Here is a 25,882-nt window from a genome sequence, read left to right as displayed (position 1 = left end):
GTTGCCCCCTTCGCGGGCAAGCCCGCTCCCACAGTGATTGAGGTGCTGCGCAATCTTGAGCACGACACCCGCACCCTGTGGGAGCGGGCTTGCCCGCGAAAGCGCCGGCTGGCACAACTAGGAACCTAGCCTCAGGCACAGCAAGAGGCACCCTCAGTATAAGCCAGCTTTTCAAACCCCCCTGCCCAGCACCACGATAGACCCATGAATACTCTGACTGCGTTCTATCAAAACCTCGGCCTCGCCCTGTCAATACTGGTGATCGCCACCTTCCTGCTGGCCGGCATGATCAAGGGCGTGATCGGCCTTGGCCTGCCAACTATCGCCATGGGTCTGCTTGGCTTGGCTATGGCGCCAGCGCAGGCTGCCGCGCTGCTGATCATTCCCGCGACGTTGACCAACCTCTGGCAGCTGGCATTCGGCGGGCATTTGCGGCAGTTGGTCAAACGTTTGTGGCCGATGCTCCTGGCCATTTTCCTCGGCACAGGAGCGGGCACGCTGTGGATTGGTATGGCCGGCGGGCACTGGGTCGTGCGGGGGTTGGGCGCGGCATTGCTGCTTTACGCCTTGAGCGGGTTGTTCCTGCCTACCCTGCAGGTCGGCAGCCGTGCTGAACGCTGGCTCGCCCCATTGTGCGGCATGCTGACCGGCGTCATCACCTCGGCCACGGGCGTGTTCGTGATTCCGGCAGTGCCCTATCTGCAGGCGCTGGGCTTGAACAGGGACCAGCTGGTGCAGGCACTGGGCCTGTCATTCACCGTCTCGACCCTGGCCCTGGCCGCCGGCCTGTTCTGGCGTGGCGCTCTGGGCGGGGGCGAGCTGGGCGCATCGTTGCTGGCGCTGATCCCGGCGGTGGCGGGCATGTTGCTGGGGCAATGGCTGCGCCAGCGCATCAGCGCCACCTTGTTCAAACGGGTATTTTTCATTGGCCTTGGCGTGCTGGGCGGCCACTTGCTGATCAGCGGCTAGCGGAGGAGGGCCTGAGCATATCGGATCGCAGTCTAAGGCAACAATAGGTGCTGGATTCGTGCTTGTGGGTCAAATGAGTTTTGTCACATCAGGGCTTATTCCGCGCGAGGCGGGCCGATACCCTGCCGCCATCGAATTCAGACCTTCCGAGACCTTTCATGAAAAAAGTCCTGTTGCTCAATGGCGGTAAAAAGTTTGCCCACTCCGAGGGTCGCTACAACACCACTCTGCACGAAACTGCACTGAGCGTTCTGGACCGAGGCGGCATGGACGTGAAAACCACGTTCATCGACGAGGGTTATGACGTCGCTGAAGAAGTGGCCAAATTTCTCTGGGCCGATGTGATCATTTACCAAATGCCCGGCTGGTGGATGGGCGCCCCCTGGACCGTCAAGAAGTACATCGACGAAGTGTTCACTGAAGGCCACGGCAGCCTCTACGCCAGCGACGGCCGCACCCGCTCCGATGCCTCGCAGAAGTACGGCAGCGGCGGCCTGGTGCAGGGCAAGCAATACATGTTGTCGCTGACCTGGAATGCTCCGCAGCAGGCATTCGATGATCCGACGGACTTCTTTGAAGCCAAGGGCGTAGACGCGGTGTACTTCCCGTTCCACAAGGCCAACGAGTTCCTCGGCATGACCAGCCTGCCCACCTTCCTGTGCGTTGACGTCATGAAGCGCCCGAACATTGAAGCCGACATTGCCCGTTATGAGCAGCATCTGAGCGAGGTGTTTGGCCTGTCTGCATAAGGTTTCAGGCTACTATCGGATGCGACGGCCTGAAAGATCGCAGCCTGCGCCAGCTCCTACAGTGGACTGCGAGCGTCGCAGGCTGTGATCCTGGCGACAGATGCCACGGCGATTGTGAAAAGAGGACACCCTTGAAAGCCAGATCCGATGAACTGCAGATTTTCGTCTGCGTGATTGAATGCGGATCGATCTCCGCTGCGGCCGAGCAGGTGGGGCAAACGCCTTCGGCGGTCAGTCGCACGTTGTCGCGGCTGGAGGCCAAGCTCGAGACCACGTTGATCAACCGCACCACCCGGCGCATGGACCTGACAGAAGAGGGCAAGTATTTCTTCGAGCAGGCCAAGCTGATCCTCGACCAGATGGATCAACTCGAAGAGCGCCTGAGCTCCCGCCAGCAGACGCCGTCCGGGCGCCTGCGGATCAACGCGGCAGCGCCTTTCATGCTGCACGCCATCGTGCCGTATATCGACGAGTTCCGCCGGCTCTACCCGGACATCCAGCTGGAGCTCAACAGCAACGACCTGCTCATCGACCTGCTCGAACAAAGCACTGACATCGCCATCCGCATTGGTACCCTCGCCGACTCGACCCTGCACGCGCGTTCCCTGGGGTGCAGCCCGTTGCACATCGTCGCCAGCCCGGCGTATCTGGAGCGGCACGGGACGCCCACGGCCGTGGCGGACCTGAGCGCCCACAGCTTGCTCGGTTTCACCCAGAACGAGGGCCTCAACCAGTGGCCTTTGCGCTATGAACACGGCGACCGCTGGCCGATCCAGGCCAGCATCAGCGCCTCCAGTGGCGAGACGATTCGCCATCTGGCGCTGGAGGGGCAGGGCATCGCCTGCCTGTCGCACTTCATGACCATCGAGGACATCCGCGCCGGTCGCCTGCAGGTGCTGCTGGAGGATTCAAACAGCGGTTATCGCCAGCCGATCAATGCGGTGTACTACCGCAACTCGCAGCTTGCCCTGCGCATTCAATGCTTCCTCGACTTCATCCAGGGCAAACTGGCAGCGTATGCCAACGCGCAGTTCAACGGCTGATTCGTGACTCCAGCGCAAAAGTGATTTGGGCGCTGCGGCCTGTTTCCCGAGGGCGGGGTGCTCAATACTGGACCCATCACTTATTCACGCAGGGAGTTTCTCCATGAACGTATTCGTCACCGGCGCTGCAGGTTTCATCGGCGGTTCGATCGCCACGGGTCTGGTCCGGGCTGGCCACCAGGTCACCGGCCTGGTTCGCAGCGCAGAGCAGGCCAACGAGCTGAGCGCCCTGGGCATCTCCCCGGTCATCGGTACGCTGGACGACAGCGCCTTGCTTGCCGCCCAGGCCCGGGCTGCCGACGCCGTGATCAACGCCGCCAGCAGCGACCACCGCGGCGCGGTGGAGGCCTTGCTTGACGCACTGCGCGGTTCCAACAAGGTGTTTTTGCACACCAGCGGGTCGAGCATCGTCGGCGATGCGTCCGGCGGCAAGGCCAGCGACGTGATCTACTTCGAAGACAACCTGCCAGAGCCGACGGTGGACAAGGCCGCCCGGGTTGCCATCGATGACCTGATCCTGGCAGCGGCGCAGGACGGCGTGAACTCGGCCGTGATCTGCAACACACTGATTTACGGCCACAGCCTGGGCGTCAAGCGCGACAGCGTGCAATTGCCACGCTTGCTCAAACAGGCCCGCAAGAGCGGGGTGGTGCGCCATGTTGGCAGCGGCCGGAACATCTGGTCCAACGTGCATATCGAGGATGTGGTTGCCCTGTACCTGCTGGCGCTGACCCGCAACGTGCCCGGTACTTTCTACTTCGTCGAAAGTGGCGAGGCCTCGTTCATCGACATGACCACGGCCATGGCGGCAGCCTTGAAGCTGGGTGAGCCACAGGACTGGCCGCTGAAGGATGCCGAAGCCGAGTGGGGTTATGAGATGGCCAACTATGGCCTGGGCTCCAACAGCCGGGTGCGCGGCCAGCATGCGCGGCAACTGCTGGGCTGGGCACCGCAGCGGACTTCGGTGGTTGACTGGATTCGTGACGAGATGGTGTGAGTTTGCGCTAGACCGAGTCATCGTTCATCGCGGGCTTGCCCGCGATGGCGTTTCCGAGTTCCCCAAAGTAGCCTGATCTCCCCCGATTCCGTAACATCCTCACCCTCTTTCCCGGCCACGCCCCAGCGGCCCGTAATTTTGGGTACCCCATGAAAACACAACGTCTGCGCGCCGATGTCCTGGCCGGACTCACCACCTCGTTCGCCCTGCTCCCTGAATGCATCGCCTTTGCCCTGGTCGCCCATCTCAACCCGCTGATGGGGCTCTACGGTGCGTTCATCATCTGCACCCTCACCGCGCTGTTTGGCGGTCGCCCAGGCATGGTCTCGGGAGCTGCGGGCTCGATGGCGGTGGTGATCGTCGCACTGGTGGTGCAGCACGGTGTGCAGTACCTGCTGGCCACCGTGCTATTGGGCGGGCTGATCATGCTGGCGTTCGGGCTGCTCAAGCTGGGCAAGCTGGTACGCATGGTGCCGCACCCGGTGATGCTCGGTTTCGTCAACGGCCTGGCGATCATCATCGCCCTGGCACAACTCGAACACTTCAAGAGCGGTGACGCCTGGCTCAGTGGTGCGCCGCTGTACATCATGCTCGGTCTGGTGGCCGTCACCATGGCCATCGTCTACCTGCTGCCACGCCTGACCCGTACCGTGCCGCCAGCGCTGGTCGCGATTCTCGGCGTGGGGCTGGCGGTGTTCCTGCTGGGCCTGCCGACCCGCACCCTCGGCGACATGGCGCACATCGCCGGTGGCCTGCCGACTTTTGCCCTGCCCGACATCCCGTGGAACCTGGAGACCCTGCGCATCGTCGCCCCCTACGCGATCCTGATGGCGCTGGTCGGCCTGCTGGAAACCCTGCTGACCCTCAACCTCACCGACGAAATCACCGAGAGCCGTGGCTATCCGGATCGCGAGTGTGTGGCCCTGGGTGCGGCCAACATGGTCTCCGGGGTGTTCGGCGGCATGGGTGGCTGCGCGATGATCGGTCAGACCGTGATCAACCTCAGCTCCGGCGGCCGTGGTCGACTGTCCGGCGTGGTGGCCGGGGTGCTGATCCTGCTGTTCGTGCTGTTCCTGTCGCCGCTGATCGAGCGCATCCCGCTGGCGGCGCTGGTTGGGGTGATGTTCGTGGTGTCACAGCAGACCTTCGCCTGGGCGTCGCTGCGAGTGCTCAACAAGGTGCCGCTTAACGACGTGCTGGTCATTGTCGCGGTCACCGTGATCACGGTGTTCACCGACCTGGCAACGGCCGTGCTCTGCGGGATCGTCATTGCGGCGCTCAACTTCGCCTGGCAACAGGCGCGCGAGCTGTATGCCGATGCGCATATCGAGCCCGATGGCAGCAAGCTGTATCACCTGCACGGCACGCTGTTCTTCGCCTCGACCACGCCGTTTCTCAACCAGTTCGATCCCGCCAGCGACCCCGACCTGGTGACCATCGACTGCCGCCACCTGAGCTTCGTCGACTACTCGGCCATTGCCGCGCTCATGACCCTGCGCGAGCGTTACGCCAAGGCCGGTAAACACCTGCGGGTGCTGCACCTGTCCGAACGCTGCAAAAAACTGCTCAAGCGCGCCCGGGTGACTCACGACTGACTGGGTCATTTGCGCCAGTCGCCAATCCCGCAGACACCCGATTCCCTGTGGGAGCCTGGCTTGCCAGCGATGACGGCCTGACATTCACCAGCGCCATCGCCGGCAAGCCGGGCTCCCACAGGTTCGCGTCAGCTTGGCTCCGCACTTCGATGAACCTGGCGAAACTCCCCTGGCGGCATTCCCCGCCGGCTCTTGAACGAGCGATGAAACGACCGGGCCTCGGTAAACCCCAGGTACTGCGCGATATCCTGAATCGGCAGGGTGCTGTTGAGCAGGTAATGCTCCGCCAGCTCCTGGCGCAGGTCATCGAGGATCTGTTGATAAGAAGTACCCGCCTGATGCAGCTGGCGTTGCAGGGTGCGCACCGACATGGCGAACTGTTCGGCCACTTGTTCCTTGCGCGGCAACCCCTCCTTGAGCAGCTGGCGCAGAATGCCCTTGACCCGCTCCTGCAGCGACGCATCCTCCAGGGTCGCCATCAACCCCAGCGCATGCTCTTCCAGGGTGCGCAGCAGTTGCGCATCGGCCTGGCGCAAGGGCAGCTGCAGGTAGGGCAGCGGCACAATCAGCGCCGAGTAGGGCTGCTCAAACAGCACCGGGCAGTCGAAAAACGCCTCGTAGTGCGCCAGCGTGGTTTCGTCCGGCTGCGCGTGCTCAAACCACACTGCGGCCGGCGCCAGCTGGGTGTCGGCAATCCAGCGGGCGTACTGCAGCCAGGAGCCGAGGACATTTTCCACCAGGTGCCGGCGAATGCGCGGGCGTTGGTGACGGCAGGTCCAGATCAGGTGCACCTGCGCGTCCTGTACCTCGGCCCGGCTGACGCCCATATCACCGACCAGTTTTTCGAACGGCATGATGCGGCTCATGGCATCGCCCAGAGTCGCGCAGTTCATGGTGATGTAACCCAACACACTCCAGGAATTGGGTAGCACGAAACGCGCCGAGTTGAGGCCGAACAGCGGGTCTGCCGAGTGGTCGCAGAAGTAGTCGAGCAACCGCTCATGAACCTCGCCCGGCAACCGCAGGCTGTTGTCGCTCAACTGTTGCGCCTGTAATCCGGCCGCCGCCAGCGCCGGCTCGGTGGCGATACCCAGTTGTTCGGCATAACGCAGGTATTTGAGCAGTGGCGGAACAGAAGTGAAGCCCAGCGATTGCATGATCGTGTTCCTTTGATCAAGGCCCGCATGTGCGGATGAATACCCTGAAAGGTAGTGTGAAACTACCGCTAAAGTAAATGGCCAGTCCTGGCGCGGTGTTTGACTCAATTGGCTACTCGAAGTGGCCGGATGCGACCGTGACACTTTCGGCGGGCTGGCTAGTATGGGTGTCTGAAACATCACTTATAAGAACCGCAAAAGGACACACGCATGCGACGCTGGAACGGCTGGGGAGAGGCAACCACGGTGGTCGAATTACCGGCCCAGGGCGCGGGATTTCTCGCCGAGCGGCTGGGTGTCGGTCGTGTATTGCCCGATGCAACGCTCGAAGAGGCGCTGGCCAAGGTACCGGCTTCGCGGCTGGCGGCGCATGGTCTGTACAGTATCGAGCCGCATGATCGCCTGCTGCATGCCCGGGGCCAGAGCCTGCCAGACTGGCTGGCGCTGCGCGAAGGGGCACCCGGCCTCTACCCCGACGCCGTGGCCTTTCCCGACAGCGCCGGGCAGATCCGCCAGTTGCTGGCGCTTGCCCAGACCCAGGACCTTTGCCTGATTCCCTACGGCGGCGGCACTTCCGTGGCCGGGCACATCAACCCGCCAGACTCGGTGCGGCCAGTGGTGACGGTGTCCCTGGCTCGCATGAATCGCTTGCTGGACCTGGACGAGCAAAGCCTGCTGGCCACCTTCGGCCCCGGTGCCAGCGGCCCGCAGGTGGAGAGTCAGCTACGCGCCCGTGGTTACACCCTGGGGCATTTTCCGCAGTCGTGGGAGTTGTCGACCCTGGGCGGTTGGGTCGCCAGCCGCTCCAGCGGCCAGCAGTCGCTGCGTTATGGGCGAATCGAGCAGTTGTTCGCCGGCGGCACGCTGGAAACCTTTGCCGGCCCCTTGGAAATCGCCACCTTTCCGGCCTCGGCCGCAGGCCCCGATTTGCGCGAAGTGGTGCTCGGCTGTGAGGGGCGCTTCGGCATCATTTCCCAGGTCAAGGTGCGAATCAGTGCGCTGCCGGCCGATGAGCGTTTCTACAGTGTTTTCCTGCCCGACTGGTCACAGGCGCTGCAGGCGATCCGGCAGTTGGCCCAGGCGCGGGTGCCGTTGTCGATGCTGCGCCTGTCCAATGCCCTGGAAACCGAAACCCAGCTCGCCTTGGCCGGTCACCCGCAGCAGATTGCCTGGCTGGAAAAATACCTCGCCCTGCGCGGAGCCGGCGTCGGCAAATGCATGTTGACGTTCGGCGTCACCGGCAACCGCCGGCAGAACGCGCTGTCGCTCAGCCAGGCTCGCCAGCATTTGAAGGCCTTCGGTGGAGTCTTCACCGGTACCTTGCTCGGCAAGAAATGGGCGCAGAACCGCTTCCGTTTTCCCTACCTGCGGGAAAACCTGTGGAACGCCGGTTATGTGGTCGACACCCTGGAAACCGCTACCGACTGGAGCAATGTCGACAACCTGCTCGAGCGCATCGAGCAAAGCCTGCGTGCTGCACTTGCGGCCCAGGGTGAGCAGGTGCACGTGTTCACCCACCTGTCCCATGTGTATGGCGAAGGTTCGAGCATCTACACCACCTACGTCTTTCGTCCGGCGGCGGATTACCCGGCGACCCTGGCACGCTGGCAGGCGCTCAAGCACGCCGCCAGTCAAACCATCGTCGACAACGGCGGCACCATCAGTCACCAGCATGGCGTGGGCAAGGACCACGCGGCGTATCTGCTGCGGGAGAAGGGGGCGCTGGCGATGGACACCTTGCAGGCGTTGAGTCGGCATTTCGATCCGGCCGGGCGGCTCAACCCTGGCACGTTGCTGCAGGAGTGACGACGATGAACCCGGACTGGAATGGCGCGTGGCGAGAGGCCGCGCTGCCGACCCTGGCGGATGAGGCCTGGGACCTGATCGTCATCGGTGGCGGTATCAGCGGTGCCGGCATCGTGCGTGAGGCCGCGCGCCGTGGCTGGCGCTGCCTGTTGTTGGAGCAGCGCGACTTCGCCTGGGGCACCTCCAGTCGTTCTTCGAAAATGGTCCATGGCGGCTTGCGTTACATCGCCAAGGGCCAGTGGCGTCTTACTCGCGACTCAGTGCGCGAGCGCCAGCGCCTGCTGGATGAAGCTCCAGGGTTGGTGGAGCCCATGAGTTTCATGATGCCGCATTACCGCGGCGGCTTTCCTGGCCCCCGCGTCATGGGTGGTTTGTTGGCCGTGTATGACGCGTTGGCCGGGAGGCGTAATCATCGTTTTCATGACGCGCAGCAACTGCGGTACATGGCACCGGGAGTGAAGGAAGACGATTTGCTGGGCGGCTCCGGTTTTGTCGATGCGCTGACCGACGACGCCCGCCTGGTGATGCGTGTATTGGCCGAGGCACGTGCTGACGGCGCGGTCGTGCTCAATGGCCTGCGAGTCGTCCAATTGCTGCGCGAAGGCGGGCGGGTGTGCGGGGTGCAGGTCGAGGACTGCGAAGGCGGGGCAGGGCTGCAACTGCGCTGTGGCGTTTTGGCGGTGGCGACCGGTGCCTGGGCTGAACGTCTGCGACCGCCTGAACATCCCCGTCAATTGCGACCGTTGCGTGGCAGTCATCTGTTGCTGCCAGGGTGGCGTTTGCCGGTGGCCCAGGCCTTCACTTTTCTGCATCACGGCGACCGCCGCCCGGTGTTTGTTTTTCCGTGGGAAGGCGCCACCGTCGTCGGCACCACGGACCTGGATCATCACGACGACCTGGACCTGAGCGCCAGCATCAGTGCTGAGGAGCTCGACTACCTGCTGGCAGCCTGCGCCCAGCAGTTCCCCCAGGCCGGGGTGGTGGCTGGCGATGTGCTGTCGACCTGGTCCGGCGTGCGCCCGGTGGTGGGCAGCGCTGCAGGCCAGCAGCAGGGTAAACCGTCAAACGAAACCCGCGAGCATGTGCTGTGGCATGAGCCCGGTTGTGTGACGCTGGCGGGGGGCAAGCTGACCACATTCCGCCCGCAGGCCATTGAAGTGCTCAAGGCCTGTGCGCCGATGCTCGGGCGTACGTTGAACGATGACGGCGCGCCAGTGTTTGCCGCCGTGCCACCTTTGGTGATCCCGGGGCTCAGCAGCTACCAGTGGCGGCGGTTGGCCGGGCGTCACGGTCGAGCCCTGCCGCGACTGGCGCAATTGCTCGAAGAGTTGGGCCATGACACCGTCGGCGCCACTGATACCTTGTGGGCGGAACTGGCGCTGGCCTGCGACACTGAAATGGTCCTGCACCTGGATGACCTGCTGTTGCGCCGCACCCGCCTGGGGCTGTTGCTGCGCGCCGGCGGCGAGGCGTTTTTGCCCGCCATTCGCCAACTGTGCCAGCCCCGGCTGGGCTGGGATGATGCCCGTTGGCAGCAGGAGGAGCAGCTGTACCGGGCCTTGTGGCAGCGGCAGCACGGCTTGCCATGAACCGGCCGCCACGAACCGTAAAAAACCGCAGATATGCAGGCCCTCATGCCCATTGAAGAGAGCTCCATGGACAACCCGAACAAGCGTTACCTGCTGGCCATCGACAATGGAACCCAAAGCGTGCGGGCGTTGCTGTTCGATCTTCAGGGCAATCTGCTGGGCAAAGGCAAGGTCGAACTGCAAGCCTACTACTCCACCCAGCCTGGGTGGGCCGAGCAGGACCCGGATTACTACTGGGCCAAACTGGGTGAAGCCTGCCAGTTGCTGTGGGCGCAGACCGGGATTGATCGAGCACAGATTGCCGGCGTTTCCCTGACCACCCAGCGCGGCACCCTGATCAACGTCGACGCCCAGGGCAACCCGCTGCGCCCGGCGATCCTCTGGCTCGACCAGCGCCAGACCGAGGTCGAAGGCGGCATCAAGGGACCCTGGGGCTGGCTGTTCAAACTGGTGGGTGCCCAGGCCACCGTGGACTATTTTCGCGCCCAGGCCGAAGCCAACTGGGTCGCTCGTCATCAGCCTGAAGTGTGGGCGGCGACCGACAAGTTTTTGCTGCTCTCAGGCTTTCTCACCCATCGCCTGTGCGGGCGCTTTGTCGATTCGGTCGGCGGCTGCGTCGGTTATCTGCCCTTCGACTTCAAGCGCCTGCGCTGGGCGGCGCCCTCCGACTGGAAATGGCAGGCCCTGGCGGTGCGTCCCGAGCAACTGCCCAGCCTGCTCAAGCCCGGCGAAACCCTGGGCTACATCAGCGCCACTGCCAGCCGCCACACCGGCATTCCCGAAGGGCTGCCGCTGATTGCCGCCGGTGCCGACAAGGCTTGCGAGGTGGTGGGCGCCGGGGTGGTCGATTCCAGCACGGTGTGCCTGTCCTATGGCACCACGGCGACCATCACCAGCACCCGTTCGCGCTACCTGGAAATCGTCCCGCTGATCCCGCCCTATCCGGCGGCCGTTCCAGACCACTACAACTGCGAGGTGATGATCTACCGCGGTTACTGGATGGTCAGCTGGTTTAAGAACGAGTTCGGCCTGCGGGAAATGCAACAGGCCAGGGAGCAGGGGGTGGAGCCGGAGCAACTGTTCGACGCCCTGGTCAATGCCGTGCCTGCGGGGTCCATGGGGTTGATGCTGCAACCCTACTGGTCACCCGGCATTCGCGAGCCGGGAGTCGAAGCCAAAGGCGCGATGATCGGCTTCGGCGACGTGCACACCCGCGCGCATATCTATCGGGCGATCCTCGAAGGCCTGGCTTACGCCTTGCGCCAGGGCATGGAGAGTATCGAGAAGCGCTCGAAGGTCTCCATCAAGCGCTTGCGCATCGCCGGCGGAGGTTCCCAGAGCGATGCGGCGATGCAGCTCACGGCGGACATTTTCGGCCTGCCTGCCGAGCGGCCGCATGTGTACGAGGCCTCTGGTCTGGGCGCGGCCATTTGCTGCGCCGTCGGGCTGGGACTGCACGCGGACTTTGCCACGGCAACGGCGGCGATGACCCGGGTCGGCGCGGTATTCATGCCCCAGGCCGAGGCGCATCAGACCTACGAGCGCCTGTACAAGGAGGTGTACCTGCGCATGTATCGTCAGTTGAAACCGTTGTACCAAAGCATTCGCGAGATCACGGGTTACCCGGCTTGATGCGTTGAGCAACCCATGGCGCTATCGGAGAACTTTTTCGGCCGGATCGGACAGTGTCACGGCCAGGTGTGGTTGTTAGGCTCATCCCTACTGCACATCCAATAAGAAATCCGAGCAATGAAGCTGCCATTTATCCTGCTGGTGTTGTGTGTCACGGCCCCGTCAGCCTGGGGCTGGTCCAATCACACAGTGGGCAGCTACCTGGCATTGCAAGCGTTGCCCGCCCTGCGCGAAGCGCCCCAGGTGGAAGTCGAGCCCCTGGAGCAGTTCCTCGCCCAGCAGTACCCGGCAGTGGCCCAATTGCTCGATGAGCAGGAGCAGTTTGCCCGCCAGCATTTCGCCCAATACCCGCCACGTCCCGACGACCTGAAACTACCCGCCGAACCCGGGGACAATCTGCAACACGCCTTCCTTACCGCGTTGCGCATCAACCCGCAGATTCATCTGGCGATGGTCATCCAGCCACTGCCGGGACGCGACCTGCCCGAACGCGAACACTTGAAGGCCAACCAGGTGATGGTTGAGCAGACCCTCTCGCCCTGGAATCGCCAGCGCTTTATCCACGTGCTGACCGGCGAAAAACTGCCGCCCCTGGCGGTGCTGGCCAGCGCCGCCGACGAACCGGATTATGGCCACGACATCAATCTGTTCAGCGACAACCCTGGCGAGGTCGGCGGGCGCTACGGCTTCGGCCCGCAGCCTTTTGGCGACTCACGTTTTCAATACAGCTCCCAGGCTCCCTTCCACATGGGCTTCTTCCATGAGAGCCCAGTGGTGTACGCCGCTGCCGGTTTTCTGCAGCGCAGTTGGCCGCACTGGCGCGCTTACCAATACATGGGACTGGCGCGCCTGGCCTTCGCGACGGGGCATTCGTATTGGGGTTACCGCTTCCTTGGCTGGGGCCTGCACCACATACAGGACCTGACCCAGCCCTATCACGCCAAGCCACTGCCCGGCGCCGGGCTGGCGAGTCTTCTGCTCATGGAAGGCAAGGCCCTGGCGGGTTTCGACAGCGACAAACACGCCGCCATCCAGCGCGTCGCGACCCGGCACATGGAGGTCGAGAAGTATCAAGCCGCCTGGCTGCGGCGGCTACTGAAAGCCGGAGAACCGCACCCGATGATCGCGGCATACGCCAGGCTCGCTGAAGACGCCGATTACCCGCCGTACTCGGTGGACTACCTGCGTGAAGTGGTCAGTGCCCAGGCCGTCGCCGAGTCCGCAGCCTTTGATGAAGCCATCGAACAATGGCTGGCAACCGCCCCGGCCACCACCGATTTCAGCGCCAGCAATCAGGTCTCGCGCGAAGACTACGACCACCCGCAACTCAACCGGCAGCTGTTGCAGTTGCTGGGGCATTTCGGCGCGCACAGCCGGATTTATGTCAGGGCGGGGTTGGCGCCCTGACCATCGCGGCGAAGTTGCCCGCACACCCCAACAATAAAATCAGGGAAGGAGAAACTGACCATGAGGATGCGCTTACAACTGTCTGGCGCCGGCATCACCGGAGCAGGCCTGGCAGGGCTGATGCAACTGTGCGCGGTGGACGCGGTACAGGCCGTGGAATTCAGTGTGCTCGACCAGCAGGTCACCGGCTCGTTTGACAGCACCTTGTCTTATGGCCGCATGTGGCGGGTGCAGGGACGGGACAAAACCAACGATGACGTCAATACCAACGACGGCAACCGCAACTTCGATACCGGGCTGGTTTCCGAGGTGTACAAGATCACTTCCGAGCTTGAGGCCAACTACCAGAACTACGGGTTGTTCGTGCGCGGCACCGCGTTCTATGACACCCAGCTGATGGACAAGCGCAACGATTACTACCGCAACAACAGTCCCTCGCAGCCGAGCCAGAGTTATCCCCAGGACGACCACTTCACCGACCAGACCCGCGATATTGCCGGCAACCGGGTGGAGATGCTCGACGCCTACGTGTATGGCAACTGGGACGTGGCATCGATGCCGGTGACGGGCCGCCTCGGGCGCCAGGTGTTCAACTGGGGCGAGGGCATTTTCTATCGGGGCGGGATCAACACCACCAACCCGGTGGACGCCGCCAAGTACCGTTTGCCCGGTGCCGAGGTCAAGGAAGTGCTGATTCCGGTCGAGGCGCTCAGCTTCAACATCGGCCTGACCGACACCCTGACCATGGAGAGTTTCTACCAGACCAACTGGAAGGAAACCCGCATCGATCCGGTCGGCACCTTCTACGCCCAGACCGACCTGTTCGCCGATGGCGGCAACACCGCCTACAACAATTTTACCGGCACTGCGCTGGATACACCGGTGCCAGGTTTCGGCAATGTAATCGACCTGTACAGCGCGCTGGGCAATAACCCGTTGCTCAACCAGGCGCTGGGTACCACCGGCCTGTATGCAAACGGCGTGACCCCGGCGTTCGGCAATACGCTGAAGGTGGCGTCGGTGGGCAAGGACTACAACGCCCGCAACGACGGGCAGTTTGGCTTCGCCTTGCGCTACATTGCCGAGCAGCTCAACAGCACCGAGTTCGGGCTGTACATGGTCAACTATCACGCCAAGGAGCCGACCATCTCCGCCAACCTTGGTGGTTACCAGGGCATCGACATGGACGCCCTGACCAATCTGCTCGCCGGGGTTGCCGGCAGCCAGGCCGGGCAACTGGCCAACGGCCTGGCGACCGCCGACGTCCTGGGTAATATCCAGGCGCATCGGCGCTATGCCGAAGACATTCGCATGTATGGCTTCAGCTTCAACACTACCCTGGGCCAGGCGTCGGTATTCGGTGAAGTGGCTTATCGGCCGAACCTGCCGATCGGCGTCGCCGCAACCAACGACCTGATCGGCGACCTGGCCAACGGCGCTGCTGCGGCGGCTGCCGGGCAGACGATCAATATCGGCGGGCAGATGGTCCAGCTCGACAGCCAGATCAACAACGGCGAGCGGGTCGAAGCGTTCAACACCTCCCTGGGGACGATCTACAACTTCGGCCCGAGCCTGTCGTTCGACTCGATGTTCGGCGTGTTCGAACTGGCGTCCGAGCACTTGCGTGGCAGCAACCTGCAATACACCGCCTACGACGGCAGCACCCGTTATTACGCCGGCACCGGCAACTATTCCTACGTGTCCGGCGGCGATCGCGGCGACCAGGTCAACCGCAACTCCTACAGCTACACCGCCATGGTCAACGGCACCTGGAACGATGTGTATGCCGGGGTCAACGTCTCGCCCTATGTCGTCTACAAGGATGATTTCAAGGGCAACAGCTACCAGGCGGGCAACACCATCGAAGGGCGTAAGGCCTACACCCTGGGCATCAAGGCCAACTACCAGAACAGGTTCGAGGCCGAGTTGCAGTACACCGAGTTCTACGGCGGAGGCCAGAACAACGGTATCCGCGACCGCGACAACGTTGGGTTCAACCTCAAGTACTTCCTGTGATGGCCCGGTTCAGGTAAGCGCACTCAATGGTGGGAGCGCGCCTCTGTAGGAGCAAAGCTTGCTCGCGATGCAGGCGACCGGGTCAACGGCGTCATCGTTGATCGCGGGCAAGCCTTGCTCCCACAGGATTTCTATTTTGGAGAATGTCCATGTTGCATACGTCACGACTGATCAACACTACGCTGGCCGTGGTTCTGAGCCTGGCTGCCGGCAGCGCGCTGGCAGCCATCACGCCCCAGCAAGCGCAGCAACTCAAGACCACACTGACCCCTCTGGGCGCCGAGCGTGCCGGCAACGCTGCCGGCACCATTCCGGCCTGGGACGGCGGCATCACCCAGCCGCCCGCGGGCTACAAACCGGGCCAGCATCACCCCGACCCGTACGCAACAGACAAGCCACTGTTCACCATCACCAAGGCCAACCTTGACCAGTACAAGGCGCACCTCAGTGCAGGCCAGATCGCGCTGTTCAACAGCTACCCCGACACCTTCCAGATGCCGGTGTACACCAGTCGTCGCTCGGGCTCGGCGCCGCAGTGGCTGTACGACAACACGTTCAAGAACGCCACCAGCGCGAAGCTGCTCGATGGCGGTACCGGCTTTGCCGATGCCTATGGCGGCGTACCCTTCCCGGTGCCCAAGGATGGCGTAGAAGCGTTGTGGAACCACATCACCCGCTATCGCGGGATCTACGTAGTCCGACGCGCCTCCGAAGCGCCGGTGCAGCGTAATGGCAGCTTCGCCCTGGTGACCTCGCAACAGGAAGGGCTGTTCAACTACTACCGCCCGGGCGGCCAGTTCGCCGACCTGAAAAACATCCTGTTCTACTACCTGGCCTTCGTCAAAAGCCCGGCCCGGCTGGCCGGTGGTGCGGCGCTGATCCACGAGACCCTGGACCAGCTCAAGGACCCACGCCAGGCCTGGATCTACGACGCCGGCCAGCGCCGCGTGCGGCGGGCACCGAACCTGGCTTACGACACGCCGATCGCCTCGTCGGACGGCCTGCGCACAGCCGACGACACCGACCTGTTCAACGGCTCCCCGGACCGCTACGACTGGAAGCTCAAGGGCAAGCAGGAGGTCTACATTCCCTACAACAGCTACAAGGTAGGCAGCCCCCAGGTGAAGTACTCAGACCTGCTCACCCCCGGCCACCTCAACCCGCAATACACCCGCTACGAACTGCACCGGGTGTGGGTCGTGGAAGGCACGCTCAAACCCGGCTCGCGGCACATCTATTCCAAACGAGTGCTGTTCCTCGATGAAGACAGCTGGGGCGCCGCGCTGGTGGATCAGTACGACGGGCGAGGGGAGTTGTGGCGGGTGTCGATGGGCTACCTGAAGAACTTCTACGACCTGCCCACCACCTGGAGCGCCCTGGACGTGTTCCACGACCTGCAGGCGCGCCGTTACTACGTGCAGAACCTGGATAACGAAGAACCGCAGACCGTGGACTTCTCCCAGCCGATCCCCGAAGACGCCTATTTCATGCCATCGGCGTTGCGCCAGCGTGGGACGCGGTGAGGTAGGCGCCAAGCCTGCACGGGTTACCGGGCTGACTGGCACGCCCTGCAAATAAAACGTGCTACGCTGCAATCAATGATTTCATTGATTGCAGGAGTGCGTCATGGCGAGCATCACAATTCGAAACCTTGACGATCAGATAAAGGAGCAACTGCGCATTGCTGCAGCTCATCATGGTCATTCCATGGAAGAGGAGGCTCGTCTGATCCTGGGGCGGGCGTTGTCACCCGTGCAGCGTGCTGGTGGCTTGGGGAGTCGTATTCACCAGCGATTTTCCGGTGACGCTGGAGCAGAGCTAAACCTTCCATCACGGCATGAAAAAGCGACTGCGGTGGACTTTTCTGAATGATCTTGCTCGACACGAATGTTCTCTCGGAGTTTATGCGCGTCGAACCTGATTCAAAGGTTCTGGATTGGGTCGATTCGCAGCCGGCGATGGAGCTGGCTATCAGCGCGATTACTGTCGCGGAAATTCTGCACGGCATCGCTCGACTTCCGGTCGGTAAGCGCAAACAGAAACTGGAATCCCATGCGATGGCGATGTTCGAAGAGGATTTCGCCGGACGCATTCTGCCGTTTGATGCTCACGCTGCGGTGGAGTATGCGGCGCTGGTAGCAGGCGCAGAGGCAAGTGGTCGAACGGTTTCGATGGCTGATGCGCAAATCGCCGCCATTTGCCGAAGCCATGGGGCGGCGATTGCCACGCGAAACGTGCGGGACTTCGAGTTTTGCGTAGTTGAAGTGATCAACCCGTGGGATGCCTGAACTTCACAGGCCGTCAGACCATTTCTTCGCAACGCCGCCTGGCACAACTCCGTTCCCACAGGGATATGTGTCGTTCGATGAACTCGTGAACGACGTAAACCTTATGGGAGCGGCGGTGCTTGGCGAAACGATCTGCCATTCACCGCAACCGCGTGATCAAACGCGGAAGTGGCTCACCATCATCTGTAACTGACCACCCAGGCGCGCCAGTTCGACACTGGACTTGGCCGTCTCGTCGCTCGCTGCCGCGGTCTGTTCCGACACGTCGCGCACGTTGATGATGCTGCGGCTGATCTCTTCGGCCACGGCGCTTTGCTGTTCGGCCGCGGCGGCGATCTGCTGGTTCATCGACTGGATGTTCGACACCGTGCGGGTGATGGACTCCAGGGACAGGCCAGCCTTGCGGGTCAGGGCGACACTGCTGTCGGTCAGGGTGCGGCTGTTGTTCATCACCGTCGATACCTGCTGGGTGCCGTTCTGCAAACCGGCCACCAGGCCTTCGATCTCCTCGGTGGATTTCTGCGTGCGCTGGGCCAGCCCGCGAACCTCATCGGCAACCACGGCAAAGCCACGGCCGGCTTCACCGGCGCGAGCCGCTTCGATGGCAGCGTTGAGGGCAAGCAGATTGGTCTGCTCGGCGACGGCTTTGATCACGTCCATGACGCTGCCGATCTTGTCGCTTTCCTGTTGCAGCACATTCATGGCTTCGGTGGAACGCGCCACTTCGCTGGCCAGGCGTTCGATCTGCGCAATGGCTTCGTTGACCACCTTGTCACCTGCACGCGCTTCGCCATCAGCGGCGGCGGCCGCTTGCGAGGCCTGTTCGGCATTGCGCGCCACTTCCTGCACAGTCGCGGTCATCTCGTGCATGGCGGTGGCCACCTGATCGGTCTCGACCTTCTGGCTGTTGACGCCGGCGCTGGTTTGCTCGGTGACGGCGGACAGCTCTTCAGCGGCACTGGCAATCTGTGCGACGCCGTCGCGGATGCCGCTGATCAGTTCACGCAGGGTCACGCCCATGCGCGCGATGCCTTGTTGCAACACGCCCAGTTCATCGCGGCGAGTGACCTTGATGTCCTGCGAAAGGTCGCCTCCGGCAATACGCTCGACCACCGCCAGGGTTTCCCGCAGCGGGCCGGTGATCTGTCGGGTAATGAGCACAGCGGCAATGATGCCCACCAGCAGCGCCAGCAGGGTGCTGATCAATTGCAGGGTGCGCGCCTGTGCGCTTTCGACGTCGCGGCGGTCGAGCTGGATTTGATACAGCTGATCGCTCAGGGACACGATGGCCGCGCCTTCGTCGGTCATTTCCTTGCGCGCCTGAACCGCCTCACTGCTGGCATTCTTGTAAGCCTGCAATGCACTGCGGTAGTTGCCCAGCGACGTTTCCAGCTGACGCAGTGCGTCGAGCTGAGTATCAGCGAAATGCACGTTGAGCGGTTTCAGGCTGGCAATCGCGGCGTCCAGTTGGCCGAGCGCTTTTTGCTCGGTCTCGCCGTTGGTGGTGGCGGTGTAGCCGCGTACTTCGTAGCGGGCCAGCAGGAAGGCTTCCTTGGCCGCAGTGATGGCCTGGAACTGTTCAAAGCGCTGGTCGCCGGGCGGCATTTGCTGCACGCGAGTGTTGATGGCATTGATCAGCGAATTGGCGATTTCGGCGTTGGCGCCCATGGCGTCGCGCGCGCTGTTGCCGGAGCGGTAGGCACTGCGCATCTTGTTCAGGGACGTTTTGTAGGCGTCGATCTGAGCGCCTTGCTCGCGCAGCAGCTTGAGGTTTTCCGGGCTCTTGAATTTCACCAGCAACGCTTGTTGCTGGGCGGAAAACGCGTCGAGGGTGGTCTGTACATTCTGCGCGGCGGTTTCGTCGCCGTTGGTCAGCATGTATTGCAGGCGCACCACTCGCAGCTTGGTCAGGCCAGCGTTGAGCTGGGTGATGTCGCTCATCCAGTTGCTGCGGTCAATCAACCCGCCCAGGCTCGTCCAGCCGGTCAGGGCGAGGACGCAGGTCAGTGCCAGGACCAGGCCAAATCCCAGGCCCAGTTTCAGGTTTACGCTGATGTTGCCGAACCAGCTATTCATCACAATTCCTCCAGGAACGTTGTGTTTCTTGATCGTCGTTAGGCTGGAAGATTGTTGTTTTTGAGAGCCAGCAAAAAATGGGTAGCAGGGGGGTATCGGCAGCTGGCCTGGTAACTGAAGGTCAAAAGATCGCAGCCTCGTTTCACTTGGCAGCTACTACGAGGGAGCCCGCCGCGGGCCTGCTGTAGGAGCTGCCAAGTGAGACGAGGCTGCGATCTTTTCTTAAGCTTTTTTTCACATTCGTTTCACCCCCTGCCAACGCCCCACTCTCTAACTTCGCGGCATCAAATGAAGATGATGCATGCCGGCGAGGCGGCCAGATGTGGAATTAAGACTGAGTCTGTTGGGCATAAAGCGCTCTATTGATCTGAGCTGGCTGACCCGTTATCGAAATACGGTCGTGGTCCTGGCGTCTGCCCTGCTGGTGATTCCGTTGACCCTCTGGCTGTTGGCACCCGCCGCCGTACCCGACCTGGCCCATGGCAATACTGCTGGCGCCCGGGCATTGCTCGATGGCTGGGCCAAGGGCGACATGATCGTCCTGGTGCGCCACGTTGAGCGTTGCGATCACTCCAGCGCCGCGTGCCTGAGTGGCGAGGACGGCATCACCTCGCGCTCGCGCAGTGTCGCGGTGGGCGTCGGCGCGCAGTTCGAGCAGTTGGGGCTCGACAAGGCGGACGTCTACAACAGCCCGATACTGCGTACTGCGCAGACGGCCGGGTACATGTTCAACAAAGTGGGCGCCGGTGAAGAGTGGTTGATCAATTGCCGGGGCACCATGCTGAAGGATGCACTGATGCATAAAGTACCGGGCCGCAACCTGATTCTGGTCACGCACAGCGAGTGCATGGCGCAACTGGAAAAAGACCTCAAGCTGCCCGTCTCTACCCTCGGTTACGGGGCGTCGCTGTTCATCTCTGCCCAAGCCTTTACCGTGCCGCGCATGCTGGGCTTCGTAGAAGCTTCCGACTGGCGCTCGGTGACCACCCAATGAGCCGATCCATGCGCTTCTATGCCTTCAATTTCGGTATCCCGCTGGCCCTCGCCGTCGCGGTGTTCCTGCTGTTCGACCTGACCCGAATCGACATCGCCTTCAATGATCTTTTTTATGACCCGGTCAGCCAGACTTTCCCGCTGGACCACGTGCACCTGTTCGAAAAAATCACCCATAAATGGGCGCGCATCATCCCCAACTGGACCGGTGAAATCGCAATCGTCGGCGCCTTGCTGTCCTTTTTATGGCCGCGTCTGAAGGCTGAAAAGCATGCGAAGCTCATCCGCTTCCTGGAGCGAATCAAGCTGGCCCCGGTGCTGCGATTTGCCACCAGGCACCGTCGGGATTTCCTGTACGTGGTGTTCGCGTTTTCCATCAGCACCGGCGTCATCCACTACCTCAAGGGCCACACCAGCGTGTACTGCCCGATTGAAACCACCCAGTACGGCGGCAAGATCGAGCACAAGGAGTGGTACCAGAACTTCGACCTGCTCAAAGTCGCGGGTGAAGGGCGCTGCTGGCCAGGCGGGCATGCCTCGGGTGGTTTCACCATGCTGGCGCTGTACTTCGTGGCGCGTCGTTATCGCTGGCGCTATTCCAAGGCGCTGATGTACGGCTCGCTGGCGCTGGGTTTCGTGTACGGCACCACCCGAGTCCTGCAAGGGTGGCACTACATGTCCCACACCTTCTGGGCCGGGATCTTCGTGTGGCTGGCCTGCCTGCTGACGGCGCTGGCGTTCTACGGTCGCGCGCGGCTGGAAGCGCCCGTGAAGCTGGCGCCATCGCGAGCAACTGATGGGGCACTATCGCGAGCAGGCTCGCTCCCACACTGATCTTCAGGCGACGATGCACCCTTGTGGGAGCCGGCTTGCCGGCGATGGCGTCCAGCCTGGCAAACCGCGTCGCGATGATCGCCAGCAAGCCGTCTCCTACACGTCTGGCGGAAGAACCGTCAGCACCAGGCGCGAGGCAAAGTCCTTGCTCATATGTACGGTATTGGTGGCGATTTGCTTGTGATGGGCCTGGCCTTCGGGTTCGCCGCTGTTGGGGTTGACGTCGAAGTGCGGGAAGTTGCTGCTGGCAATGTCCAGACGCAGTTGATGGCCGCGCTTGAACAGGTTGCAGGTCGCGAACGGTTCGATGACCACCTTGACCCGCTTGCCCGGTGTCAGTGGTTGCGGGGTTTCCCACGAGTCCCGATAACGGCAGCGGCGGATGCCGTCGGTGATATTCATCGCGTAGCCCTGTGGGAAGTCGGCGCTGGGTGGATAGACGTCTACCAGTTTGGCGGTGAAGTCAGTGTCGGGCGCGTCGCTGTCGATCCACAGTTCTATCTGCAGAGGCCCCGCGACGATCAGGTCTTCGGTCAATGGCGGGGTTTGAAAGCTCAGCACGTCCGCCCGCTCTGCCAGGGGCTGATTGTTGCCACGGGTGCCAAAAAAATCCGCCCGCTCCCGTTGATCGAACGCGCCACCGACAAACACCGGGGCGCCGGAGGTGAGCGCGCCGCCGACGGTGGGGACGGGGTGGTCAGGGTCGGCGCGATAGCTCAGCTTCGCCTCATCCACGCGTGGTGGCGTGGCACTCAGGCACCGGTCGTGGTGCAGATATAAATTCATTGTCTCACTGCCAGGCAGCGGCCACTGTTGCCCATGCAGCCAGCGCCCGCCATGTTGCAGGCGGCCGGTTGCATCAGCCGTACCGTCGCCGCCACCCATCAGGAACACTTTCACCGGGGCCGACGCTGGCGCTAGCGTTGGAGTGTCCTTCAGCCAGCGCTCGAACCATTGCAGCCGCCACGTCAGCCAGTCCTCGGCCACCTGCCCGTCGAAGTTCGCCGCCGTACCAAACTCGACATCGCCGCTGTGACTGATGTTGCGGTCACCATGCAGCCAGGGCCCCATGATCAAATGCTGTGGCGCACTAGTGTGGCGTTGGAATGCGCTGTAGTTGGCGAGCGTCGAACTGACATAGGCGTCATACCAGCTCGACATGAACAGCACCGGGATATCCGGCAAGTCAGCGTAATGCCCTTCGGCGTAAATCCCCGGCTTGCGCCAGTAATCGCTGAAGCTGCCTTGGGCCCATTGCTCAAGCAGGTACGCCTCGTATTCCGGCACGTGGCGGATCGGCGACTCGCCTGGCTGCCACGGCATGCGGGCAAACCATTGATGGATATCTTCCTGCTCCAGGGCTTCGCGAATCTGCGGATCGGCGAGTGCTGCCGGGCTCTCCTTGGCCTGGCGCCAGGCCCAGGTGGCCTGCTTGAGTTCGAACGCACCCCCCTGACGGATGCCGCACTGGAAGGCGTTGGAAAACCCCCCCGAGTCCAGGACCATGCTGCTCAGCCCCGGCGGATGCAGGCAGGCCATCGCCAGCTGCGTATGGGCCGCATACGACAACCCCATGCTGCCGACTTTACCGTTGCACCAGGGTTGCTTGACGATCCAGGCGAGCGTGTCGAAACCGTCTTCGCCTTCTGCCGTGTACTTGGTGAACACCCCTTCAGAGGCATAACGCCCGCGACAATCCTGAAAGATCGCCACAAACCCTTGCTCGGTAAACCGTGCAGCCATGGCCTCGCGGGAGATGTGCTGGCCGTCGAGCTGCTTCTCCGAGCGCGAGGGTTTGCTTTTGTCATAAGGCGTGCGTTCGATAACGACCGGCAATGGACCTGCGGCGTTTATCGGCAGATAGACGTCGGTGGCCAGGTGCACGCCATCGCGCATTGGGACTGACTGGTCGCGCAGGATGTGCATGGCCGGTTGAGCTTTTTCAGAAAGGGAATTCATATCAGAACCTTGTCGACGCTGGCGCCTGCGGCATCACCGCAAGCGCCGTGAACAGTCAGTAACCGGTGGTCACTGCGATGGCCAGGAGCATCATCGCCAGCACCATGTAGATGAGAAACAGCGGCAGGATGTAGCGAGCCCATTGGCCCCAACCGACTTGCGCGGTCGCCAGCAATACCAGCAGGCCACTGGAGGTCGGGGTGATCATGTTGGTCAAGCCATTGCCCAGCAGGAACGCATACACGGTGGTTTGCGGGCTGACGCCGGAAAGCTGGCCAAGCGGGCCGAAAATCGGCATGGTCACGGCGGCCTGGCCGGACGTCGAAGGGATCAACACATCCAGCCCCAGTTGCGAAAAGAACATGGCATAGGCCGAAACGACCGGGCCATGATCGCTCACCACACTCGCCAGGCCATTGACGATGGTGTCCAGTACCTGCCCGGTGGTGAGGATGATTTCAACCGCCGTTGCCAGGCCGATCAGCACGCCGGCAATCAACACCTTCTTCATGCCGTCGACGAACGCACTCGCCGTAGCACTCGCACCCAACCCGGCGATGCCGGCGAAGGCGATGCTCAGCGCCAGATAGAACGCGGACAGTTCGTGGTATTTCCACTGCCACCGGGTGGAGGCAAAGACCATGAAAGCGATGCCGCAGCCCAATACCAGGAGGTTCAGCAAATGACGCATCGGCAGCGGTTTGTGTTCGAAGCTGATTTTCGCACTGGCGTCGAAGCCCTGCTTGTGGATGCTCCACAACACGAACGCAATCCCCACGCTGAGGAACAGGGCATAAGCCGCGATCCGCATGCTCATGCCACTGAAGATCGGCAAGCCGACCATCGGCTGGGCGACCGAGAGCGCTACAGGGTTGGTGATGGAGGCCAGGTAGCCGATCTTCACCGAGATGCAGACGATCGCCAGCCCGATCAGGTTCGGCAAGCCGAGCCGATTGGCCATCGCGACCATCAGCGGAACGATCAGGATAAACTCCTTGGCCAGCCCCATGAAGGTACTGCCGGCCGAGAACACCAGCATCAGCATCGGCACCAGCACGTAGATGTTGCCGCGGGTCAATCCGAGCAAGCGTTCGAGCCCGGCATCGATCACGCCGGCCTTGTTCAGCACACCGAACATGCCGCCGATGAACAGCACCATGAAAATCAGCGCTGCACGCTTCTCGATGCCCTGCGGAATCGCCATGAAACCTTCGACCAGCGACACCGGCCGGGCCACGCTGTCGGTGGCCTTGCGCGGTTCGATGGAAAACAGCTGGGTCAGCGAGTGGCTCTTCTCCAGAACCTGATAAGAGCCCGGCACTACCAGCGAGTTCTGGCGCTGGAAGGTCCCTGAGTTGACGACATAGGTGAAGGCGACCGCGAGCAACACGATGCTCAGCAGGATGATTGCCGGGTTGACGGGTTTGCGCTTGCTCGCATTGCCGGCATCCACTTTCGTGGGCGCGGCGGTCGGCTGGGTGATGGTGATTTGTGGTTCGCTCATGATTCTTGCCCTGGCTGGCAGGGACGCCCTCGCGGTTATTGTTTTTGGTGTCGGCTGTTGTTGGAGCGGACACTAGGCCAAAGATCCAAGGCCCACAACGTTATGCGTGAAGCGGGTTGAGCTATGCGTTTTGTCCTTATTTGCCCGCGATGGACGACTCGCTCAGGCGCTGTTTGAGGTGTTCGGCGAAGGCACTGACGACACTCGGTCGTGGCTCGTCGCGACGGAAGGCGAGGCCGAATGCATAGGGCAGGGCAGGCCGAAACGGTCGGGTGACAATCGGCAAATGAGCGAAGTGACTGGCCAGCAATCCGTTGACGATGGACACCCCCAGGCCTTCGGCGACGAAGCTGCATGCGGCCCCGACGGAGTGCACTTCGATCCGCACCTGGGGCGTCAGGTTGACCGCGCGAAACACCTGGTTGAGCTCTGCGCGCAGTGCCCGTTGGCGGCCCAGCATGACCAGCGGCACATCGCGCAGATGCCGGACCTCGATCACCGCGTGGCGGGTCAGTGGATGGTCGGCCGGCATCACGCACACCCCTTCGGTTTCCAGCACCGGCTCGATGTCAAAATCCGCCAGTTCCGTGGGCAAGCGGACGAATCCAAGATCGGCCGAACGATCCAGCACAGCCCGTTCGATCATGTCGTAGGAGCCGGTCAGTAACTCGACCACGATGTCTTCGTGCCCCTTCAGGAACTCGGCAACAATTTTCGGCAGCAGCTCCTGGGTCATGCTGGTCGGCACGCCCACCTTGAGCAGGCGCTTGCGCGAATGCCCGACCCTAAGCTCGTCGGCCAGCCGCTGGATACGCTGCATGCCATCCACCAGGTCGGCCACTTCAGCCAGCAGTTCATCGGCTTCCGGGGTCGCCATCAAACGACCCTTTTTGCGCAGGAACAAAGCAAAGCCCAAGGTCTCTTCCAGCTGCGTGAGCAGGCGACTGACAGCCGATTGGGACAGGCCCATCCGCGTCGCGGCACCGATGGTCGAGCCGGTGGACATGATGGCCTTGAAGGCTTCGAGTTGCTTGAGATTCACGCGGGGATCCCCTTGGTTTTAACCGCCGTGAGCTGGCGAAAAACGAGCTTGTGCATAGCCTGATGCGCTTCTCGCATAACGTTGTGCAGGCGCGGATGAGTCGTTAGTGTCCGCCCCAATGCTCCGCTGAGTCCAGCGCGACACCACAAAGATTATCGACACATATCCCGTCAGCGGGACCTTTGCTACTGCCCATAAAATCGACAATACGGCACCGAGGAAATGG

The 25,882-nt window shown here is 62.4% G+C and carries 20 protein-coding genes and 1 pseudogene; 15 read left to right on the top strand and 6 right to left on the bottom strand.

The genetic code is table 11. The features are described 5' to 3' along the window. Positions 1-204: 204 nt before the first annotated feature. From AAEZ05_RS09115 to AAEZ05_RS09095, 5 genes are all read left to right on the top strand, one after another. A complete protein-coding gene (locus tag AAEZ05_RS09115; protein WP_350646959.1) occupies positions 205-969 on the top strand; it encodes a sulfite exporter TauE/SafE family protein in 765 nt (254 codons plus the stop codon). A gap of 158 nt (positions 970-1,127) precedes the next feature. Further along, positions 1,128-1,718: an NADPH:quinone oxidoreductase MdaB gene (gene mdaB / locus AAEZ05_RS09110; RefSeq protein WP_350646957.1), complete on the top strand. Its 591-nt coding sequence runs from the start codon at positions 1,128-1,130 to the stop codon at positions 1,716-1,718. 131 nt (positions 1,719-1,849) lie between these two features. Beyond that, a complete protein-coding gene (locus AAEZ05_RS09105; protein ID WP_045060083.1) occupies positions 1,850-2,761 on the top strand; it encodes a LysR family transcriptional regulator in 912 nt (303 codons plus the stop codon). A 103-nt stretch (positions 2,762-2,864) separates the two neighbouring features. After that, entirely contained in the window at positions 2,865-3,758 is an 894-nt protein-coding gene (locus tag AAEZ05_RS09100; protein WP_350646954.1) for an NAD-dependent epimerase/dehydratase family protein, read from the top strand. Positions 3,759-3,907: 149 nt separating this feature from the next. After that, positions 3,908-5,353: a SulP family inorganic anion transporter gene (locus AAEZ05_RS09095; protein ID WP_350646952.1), complete on the top strand. Its 1,446-nt coding sequence runs from the start codon at positions 3,908-3,910 to the stop codon at positions 5,351-5,353. A gap of 128 nt (positions 5,354-5,481) precedes the next feature. Here the strand turns inward: AAEZ05_RS09095 and gliR are convergent, their stop codons facing one another. Beyond that, entirely contained in the window at positions 5,482-6,510 is a 1,029-nt protein-coding gene (gliR, locus tag AAEZ05_RS09090) for an AraC family transcriptional regulator GliR (protein WP_350646950.1), read from the bottom strand. A 210-nt stretch (positions 6,511-6,720) separates the two neighbouring features. Here gliR and AAEZ05_RS09085 point away from each other — a divergent pair, with 210 nt between their 5' ends. From AAEZ05_RS09085 to AAEZ05_RS09050, 8 genes are all read left to right on the top strand, one after another. Further along, positions 6,721-8,316, top strand: a complete 1,596-nt coding sequence (locus tag AAEZ05_RS09085) for an FAD-binding oxidoreductase (protein WP_350646948.1) — start codon at positions 6,721-6,723, stop codon at positions 8,314-8,316. 5 nt (positions 8,317-8,321) lie between these two features. Beyond that, a complete protein-coding gene (locus AAEZ05_RS09080) occupies positions 8,322-9,905 on the top strand; it encodes a glycerol-3-phosphate dehydrogenase/oxidase (RefSeq protein ID WP_350646946.1) in 1,584 nt (527 codons plus the stop codon). Between the two features lie 66 nt (positions 9,906-9,971). Then, positions 9,972-11,537 carry an FGGY-family carbohydrate kinase gene (locus AAEZ05_RS09075; RefSeq protein WP_045060098.1) on the top strand — a complete coding sequence of 522 codons (1,566 nt, stop codon included), beginning with the start codon at positions 9,972-9,974 and terminating at the stop codon, positions 11,535-11,537. 117 nt (positions 11,538-11,654) lie between these two features. Continuing rightward, on the top strand, positions 11,655-12,944 hold the full coding sequence (locus AAEZ05_RS09070; RefSeq protein WP_350646944.1) for a phospholipase C/P1 nuclease family protein: 1,290 nt from the start codon (positions 11,655-11,657) through the stop codon (positions 12,942-12,944). A gap of 60 nt (positions 12,945-13,004) precedes the next feature. Continuing rightward, positions 13,005-14,960 (top strand): DUF1302 domain-containing protein, encoded by a 1,956-nt coding sequence (locus AAEZ05_RS09065; RefSeq protein WP_350646942.1) that lies wholly within the window; start codon positions 13,005-13,007, stop codon positions 14,958-14,960. 149 nt (positions 14,961-15,109) lie between these two features. After that, positions 15,110-16,483 (top strand): DUF1329 domain-containing protein, encoded by a 1,374-nt coding sequence (locus AAEZ05_RS09060; RefSeq protein WP_205894143.1) that lies wholly within the window; start codon positions 15,110-15,112, stop codon positions 16,481-16,483. A 103-nt stretch (positions 16,484-16,586) separates the two neighbouring features. Further along, positions 16,587-16,832, top strand: coding sequence for a FitA-like ribbon-helix-helix domain-containing protein (locus tag AAEZ05_RS09055; protein ID WP_350646940.1), 246 nt, complete (start codon positions 16,587-16,589; stop codon positions 16,830-16,832). Further along, entirely contained in the window at positions 16,829-17,248 is a 420-nt protein-coding gene (locus AAEZ05_RS09050) for a type II toxin-antitoxin system VapC family toxin (RefSeq protein ID WP_350646938.1), read from the top strand. The genes AAEZ05_RS09055 and AAEZ05_RS09050 overlap by 4 nt, the downstream gene beginning before the upstream one ends. 156 nt (positions 17,249-17,404) lie before the next feature. Here the strand turns inward: AAEZ05_RS09050 and AAEZ05_RS30690 are convergent, their stop codons facing one another. Both AAEZ05_RS30690 and AAEZ05_RS30685 read right to left on the bottom strand, forming a co-directional pair. After that, positions 17,405-18,109, bottom strand: coding sequence for a methyl-accepting chemotaxis protein (locus AAEZ05_RS30690; protein WP_502947760.1), 705 nt, complete (start codon positions 18,107-18,109; stop codon positions 17,405-17,407). Positions 18,110-18,310: 201 nt separating this feature from the next. After that, positions 18,311-19,189, bottom strand: a pseudogene (locus AAEZ05_RS30685) (methyl-accepting chemotaxis protein); the annotation flags it as partial. Positions 19,190-19,646: 457 nt separating this feature from the next. Between AAEZ05_RS30685 and pmrG the strand changes: the two are divergent. Both pmrG and AAEZ05_RS09035 read left to right on the top strand, forming a co-directional pair. Then, on the top strand, positions 19,647-20,318 hold the full coding sequence (pmrG, locus tag AAEZ05_RS09040) for a lipopolysaccharide core heptose(II)-phosphate phosphatase PmrG (RefSeq protein WP_205894139.1): 672 nt from the start codon (positions 19,647-19,649) through the stop codon (positions 20,316-20,318). Continuing rightward, a complete protein-coding gene (locus AAEZ05_RS09035) occupies positions 20,315-21,151 on the top strand; it encodes a phosphatase PAP2 family protein (protein ID WP_350646936.1) in 837 nt (278 codons plus the stop codon). The genes pmrG and AAEZ05_RS09035 overlap by 4 nt, the downstream gene beginning before the upstream one ends. 96 nt (positions 21,152-21,247) lie before the next feature. Here AAEZ05_RS09035 and AAEZ05_RS09030 read toward each other — a convergent pair whose 3' ends face one another. The 3 genes from AAEZ05_RS09030 to AAEZ05_RS09020 form a co-directional block, all read right to left on the bottom strand. Continuing rightward, the gene (locus AAEZ05_RS09030; RefSeq protein WP_350646978.1) at positions 21,248-23,077 is read right to left on the bottom strand and encodes a CocE/NonD family hydrolase; all 1,830 of its coding nucleotides are present in this window, start codon (positions 23,075-23,077) and stop codon (positions 21,248-21,250) included. Positions 23,078-23,165: 88 nt separating this feature from the next. Next, positions 23,166-24,614, bottom strand: a complete 1,449-nt coding sequence (locus AAEZ05_RS09025; RefSeq protein WP_350646935.1) for a YfcC family protein — start codon at positions 24,612-24,614, stop codon at positions 23,166-23,168. A 136-nt stretch (positions 24,615-24,750) separates the two neighbouring features. Continuing rightward, positions 24,751-25,656 (bottom strand): LysR family transcriptional regulator, encoded by a 906-nt coding sequence (locus AAEZ05_RS09020; protein ID WP_350599217.1) that lies wholly within the window; start codon positions 25,654-25,656, stop codon positions 24,751-24,753. Between the last annotated feature and the right edge of the window lie 226 nt (positions 25,657-25,882).

This window comes from Pseudomonas sp. HY13-MNA-CIBAN-0226 (assembly GCF_040310305.1).
Classification (GTDB): Bacteria; Pseudomonadota; Gammaproteobacteria; order Pseudomonadales; family Pseudomonadaceae; genus Aquipseudomonas; species Aquipseudomonas gregormendelii.
This window is presented reverse-complemented; position numbering and strand designations above follow the sequence as displayed.

Coding starts and splice junctions, on each gene's coding strand:
- AAEZ05_RS09115 (WP_350646959.1), top strand. CDS start 205: ATGAATACTCTGACTGCGTTCTATCAAAACCTCGGCCTCGCCCTGTCA.
- mdaB (WP_350646957.1), top strand. CDS start 1,128: ATGAAAAAAGTCCTGTTGCTCAATGGCGGTAAAAAGTTTGCCCACTCC.
- AAEZ05_RS09100 (WP_350646954.1), top strand. CDS start 2,865: ATGAACGTATTCGTCACCGGCGCTGCAGGTTTCATCGGCGGTTCGATC.
- AAEZ05_RS09095 (WP_350646952.1), top strand. CDS start 3,908: ATGAAAACACAACGTCTGCGCGCCGATGTCCTGGCCGGACTCACCACC.
- gliR (WP_350646950.1), bottom strand. CDS start 6,510: ATGCAATCGCTGGGCTTCACTTCTGTTCCGCCACTGCTCAAATACCTG.
- AAEZ05_RS09085 (WP_350646948.1), top strand. CDS start 6,721: ATGCGACGCTGGAACGGCTGGGGAGAGGCAACCACGGTGGTCGAATTA.
- AAEZ05_RS09080 (WP_350646946.1), top strand. CDS start 8,322: ATGAACCCGGACTGGAATGGCGCGTGGCGAGAGGCCGCGCTGCCGACC.
- AAEZ05_RS09075 (WP_045060098.1), top strand. CDS start 9,972: ATGGACAACCCGAACAAGCGTTACCTGCTGGCCATCGACAATGGAACC.
- AAEZ05_RS09070 (WP_350646944.1), top strand. CDS start 11,655: ATGAAGCTGCCATTTATCCTGCTGGTGTTGTGTGTCACGGCCCCGTCA.
- AAEZ05_RS09065 (WP_350646942.1), top strand. CDS start 13,005: ATGAGGATGCGCTTACAACTGTCTGGCGCCGGCATCACCGGAGCAGGC.
- AAEZ05_RS09060 (WP_205894143.1), top strand. CDS start 15,110: ATGTTGCATACGTCACGACTGATCAACACTACGCTGGCCGTGGTTCTG.
- AAEZ05_RS09055 (WP_350646940.1), top strand. CDS start 16,587: ATGGCGAGCATCACAATTCGAAACCTTGACGATCAGATAAAGGAGCAA.
- AAEZ05_RS09050 (WP_350646938.1), top strand. CDS start 16,829: ATGATCTTGCTCGACACGAATGTTCTCTCGGAGTTTATGCGCGTCGAA.
- AAEZ05_RS30690 (WP_502947760.1), bottom strand. CDS start 18,109: ATGACCGCGACTGTGCAGGAAGTGGCGCGCAATGCCGAACAGGCCTCG.
- AAEZ05_RS09035 (WP_350646936.1), top strand. CDS start 20,315: ATGAGCCGATCCATGCGCTTCTATGCCTTCAATTTCGGTATCCCGCTG.
- AAEZ05_RS09030 (WP_350646978.1), bottom strand. CDS start 23,077: ATGCACATCCTGCGCGACCAGTCAGTCCCAATGCGCGATGGCGTGCAC.
- AAEZ05_RS09025 (WP_350646935.1), bottom strand. CDS start 24,614: ATGAGCGAACCACAAATCACCATCACCCAGCCGACCGCCGCGCCCACG.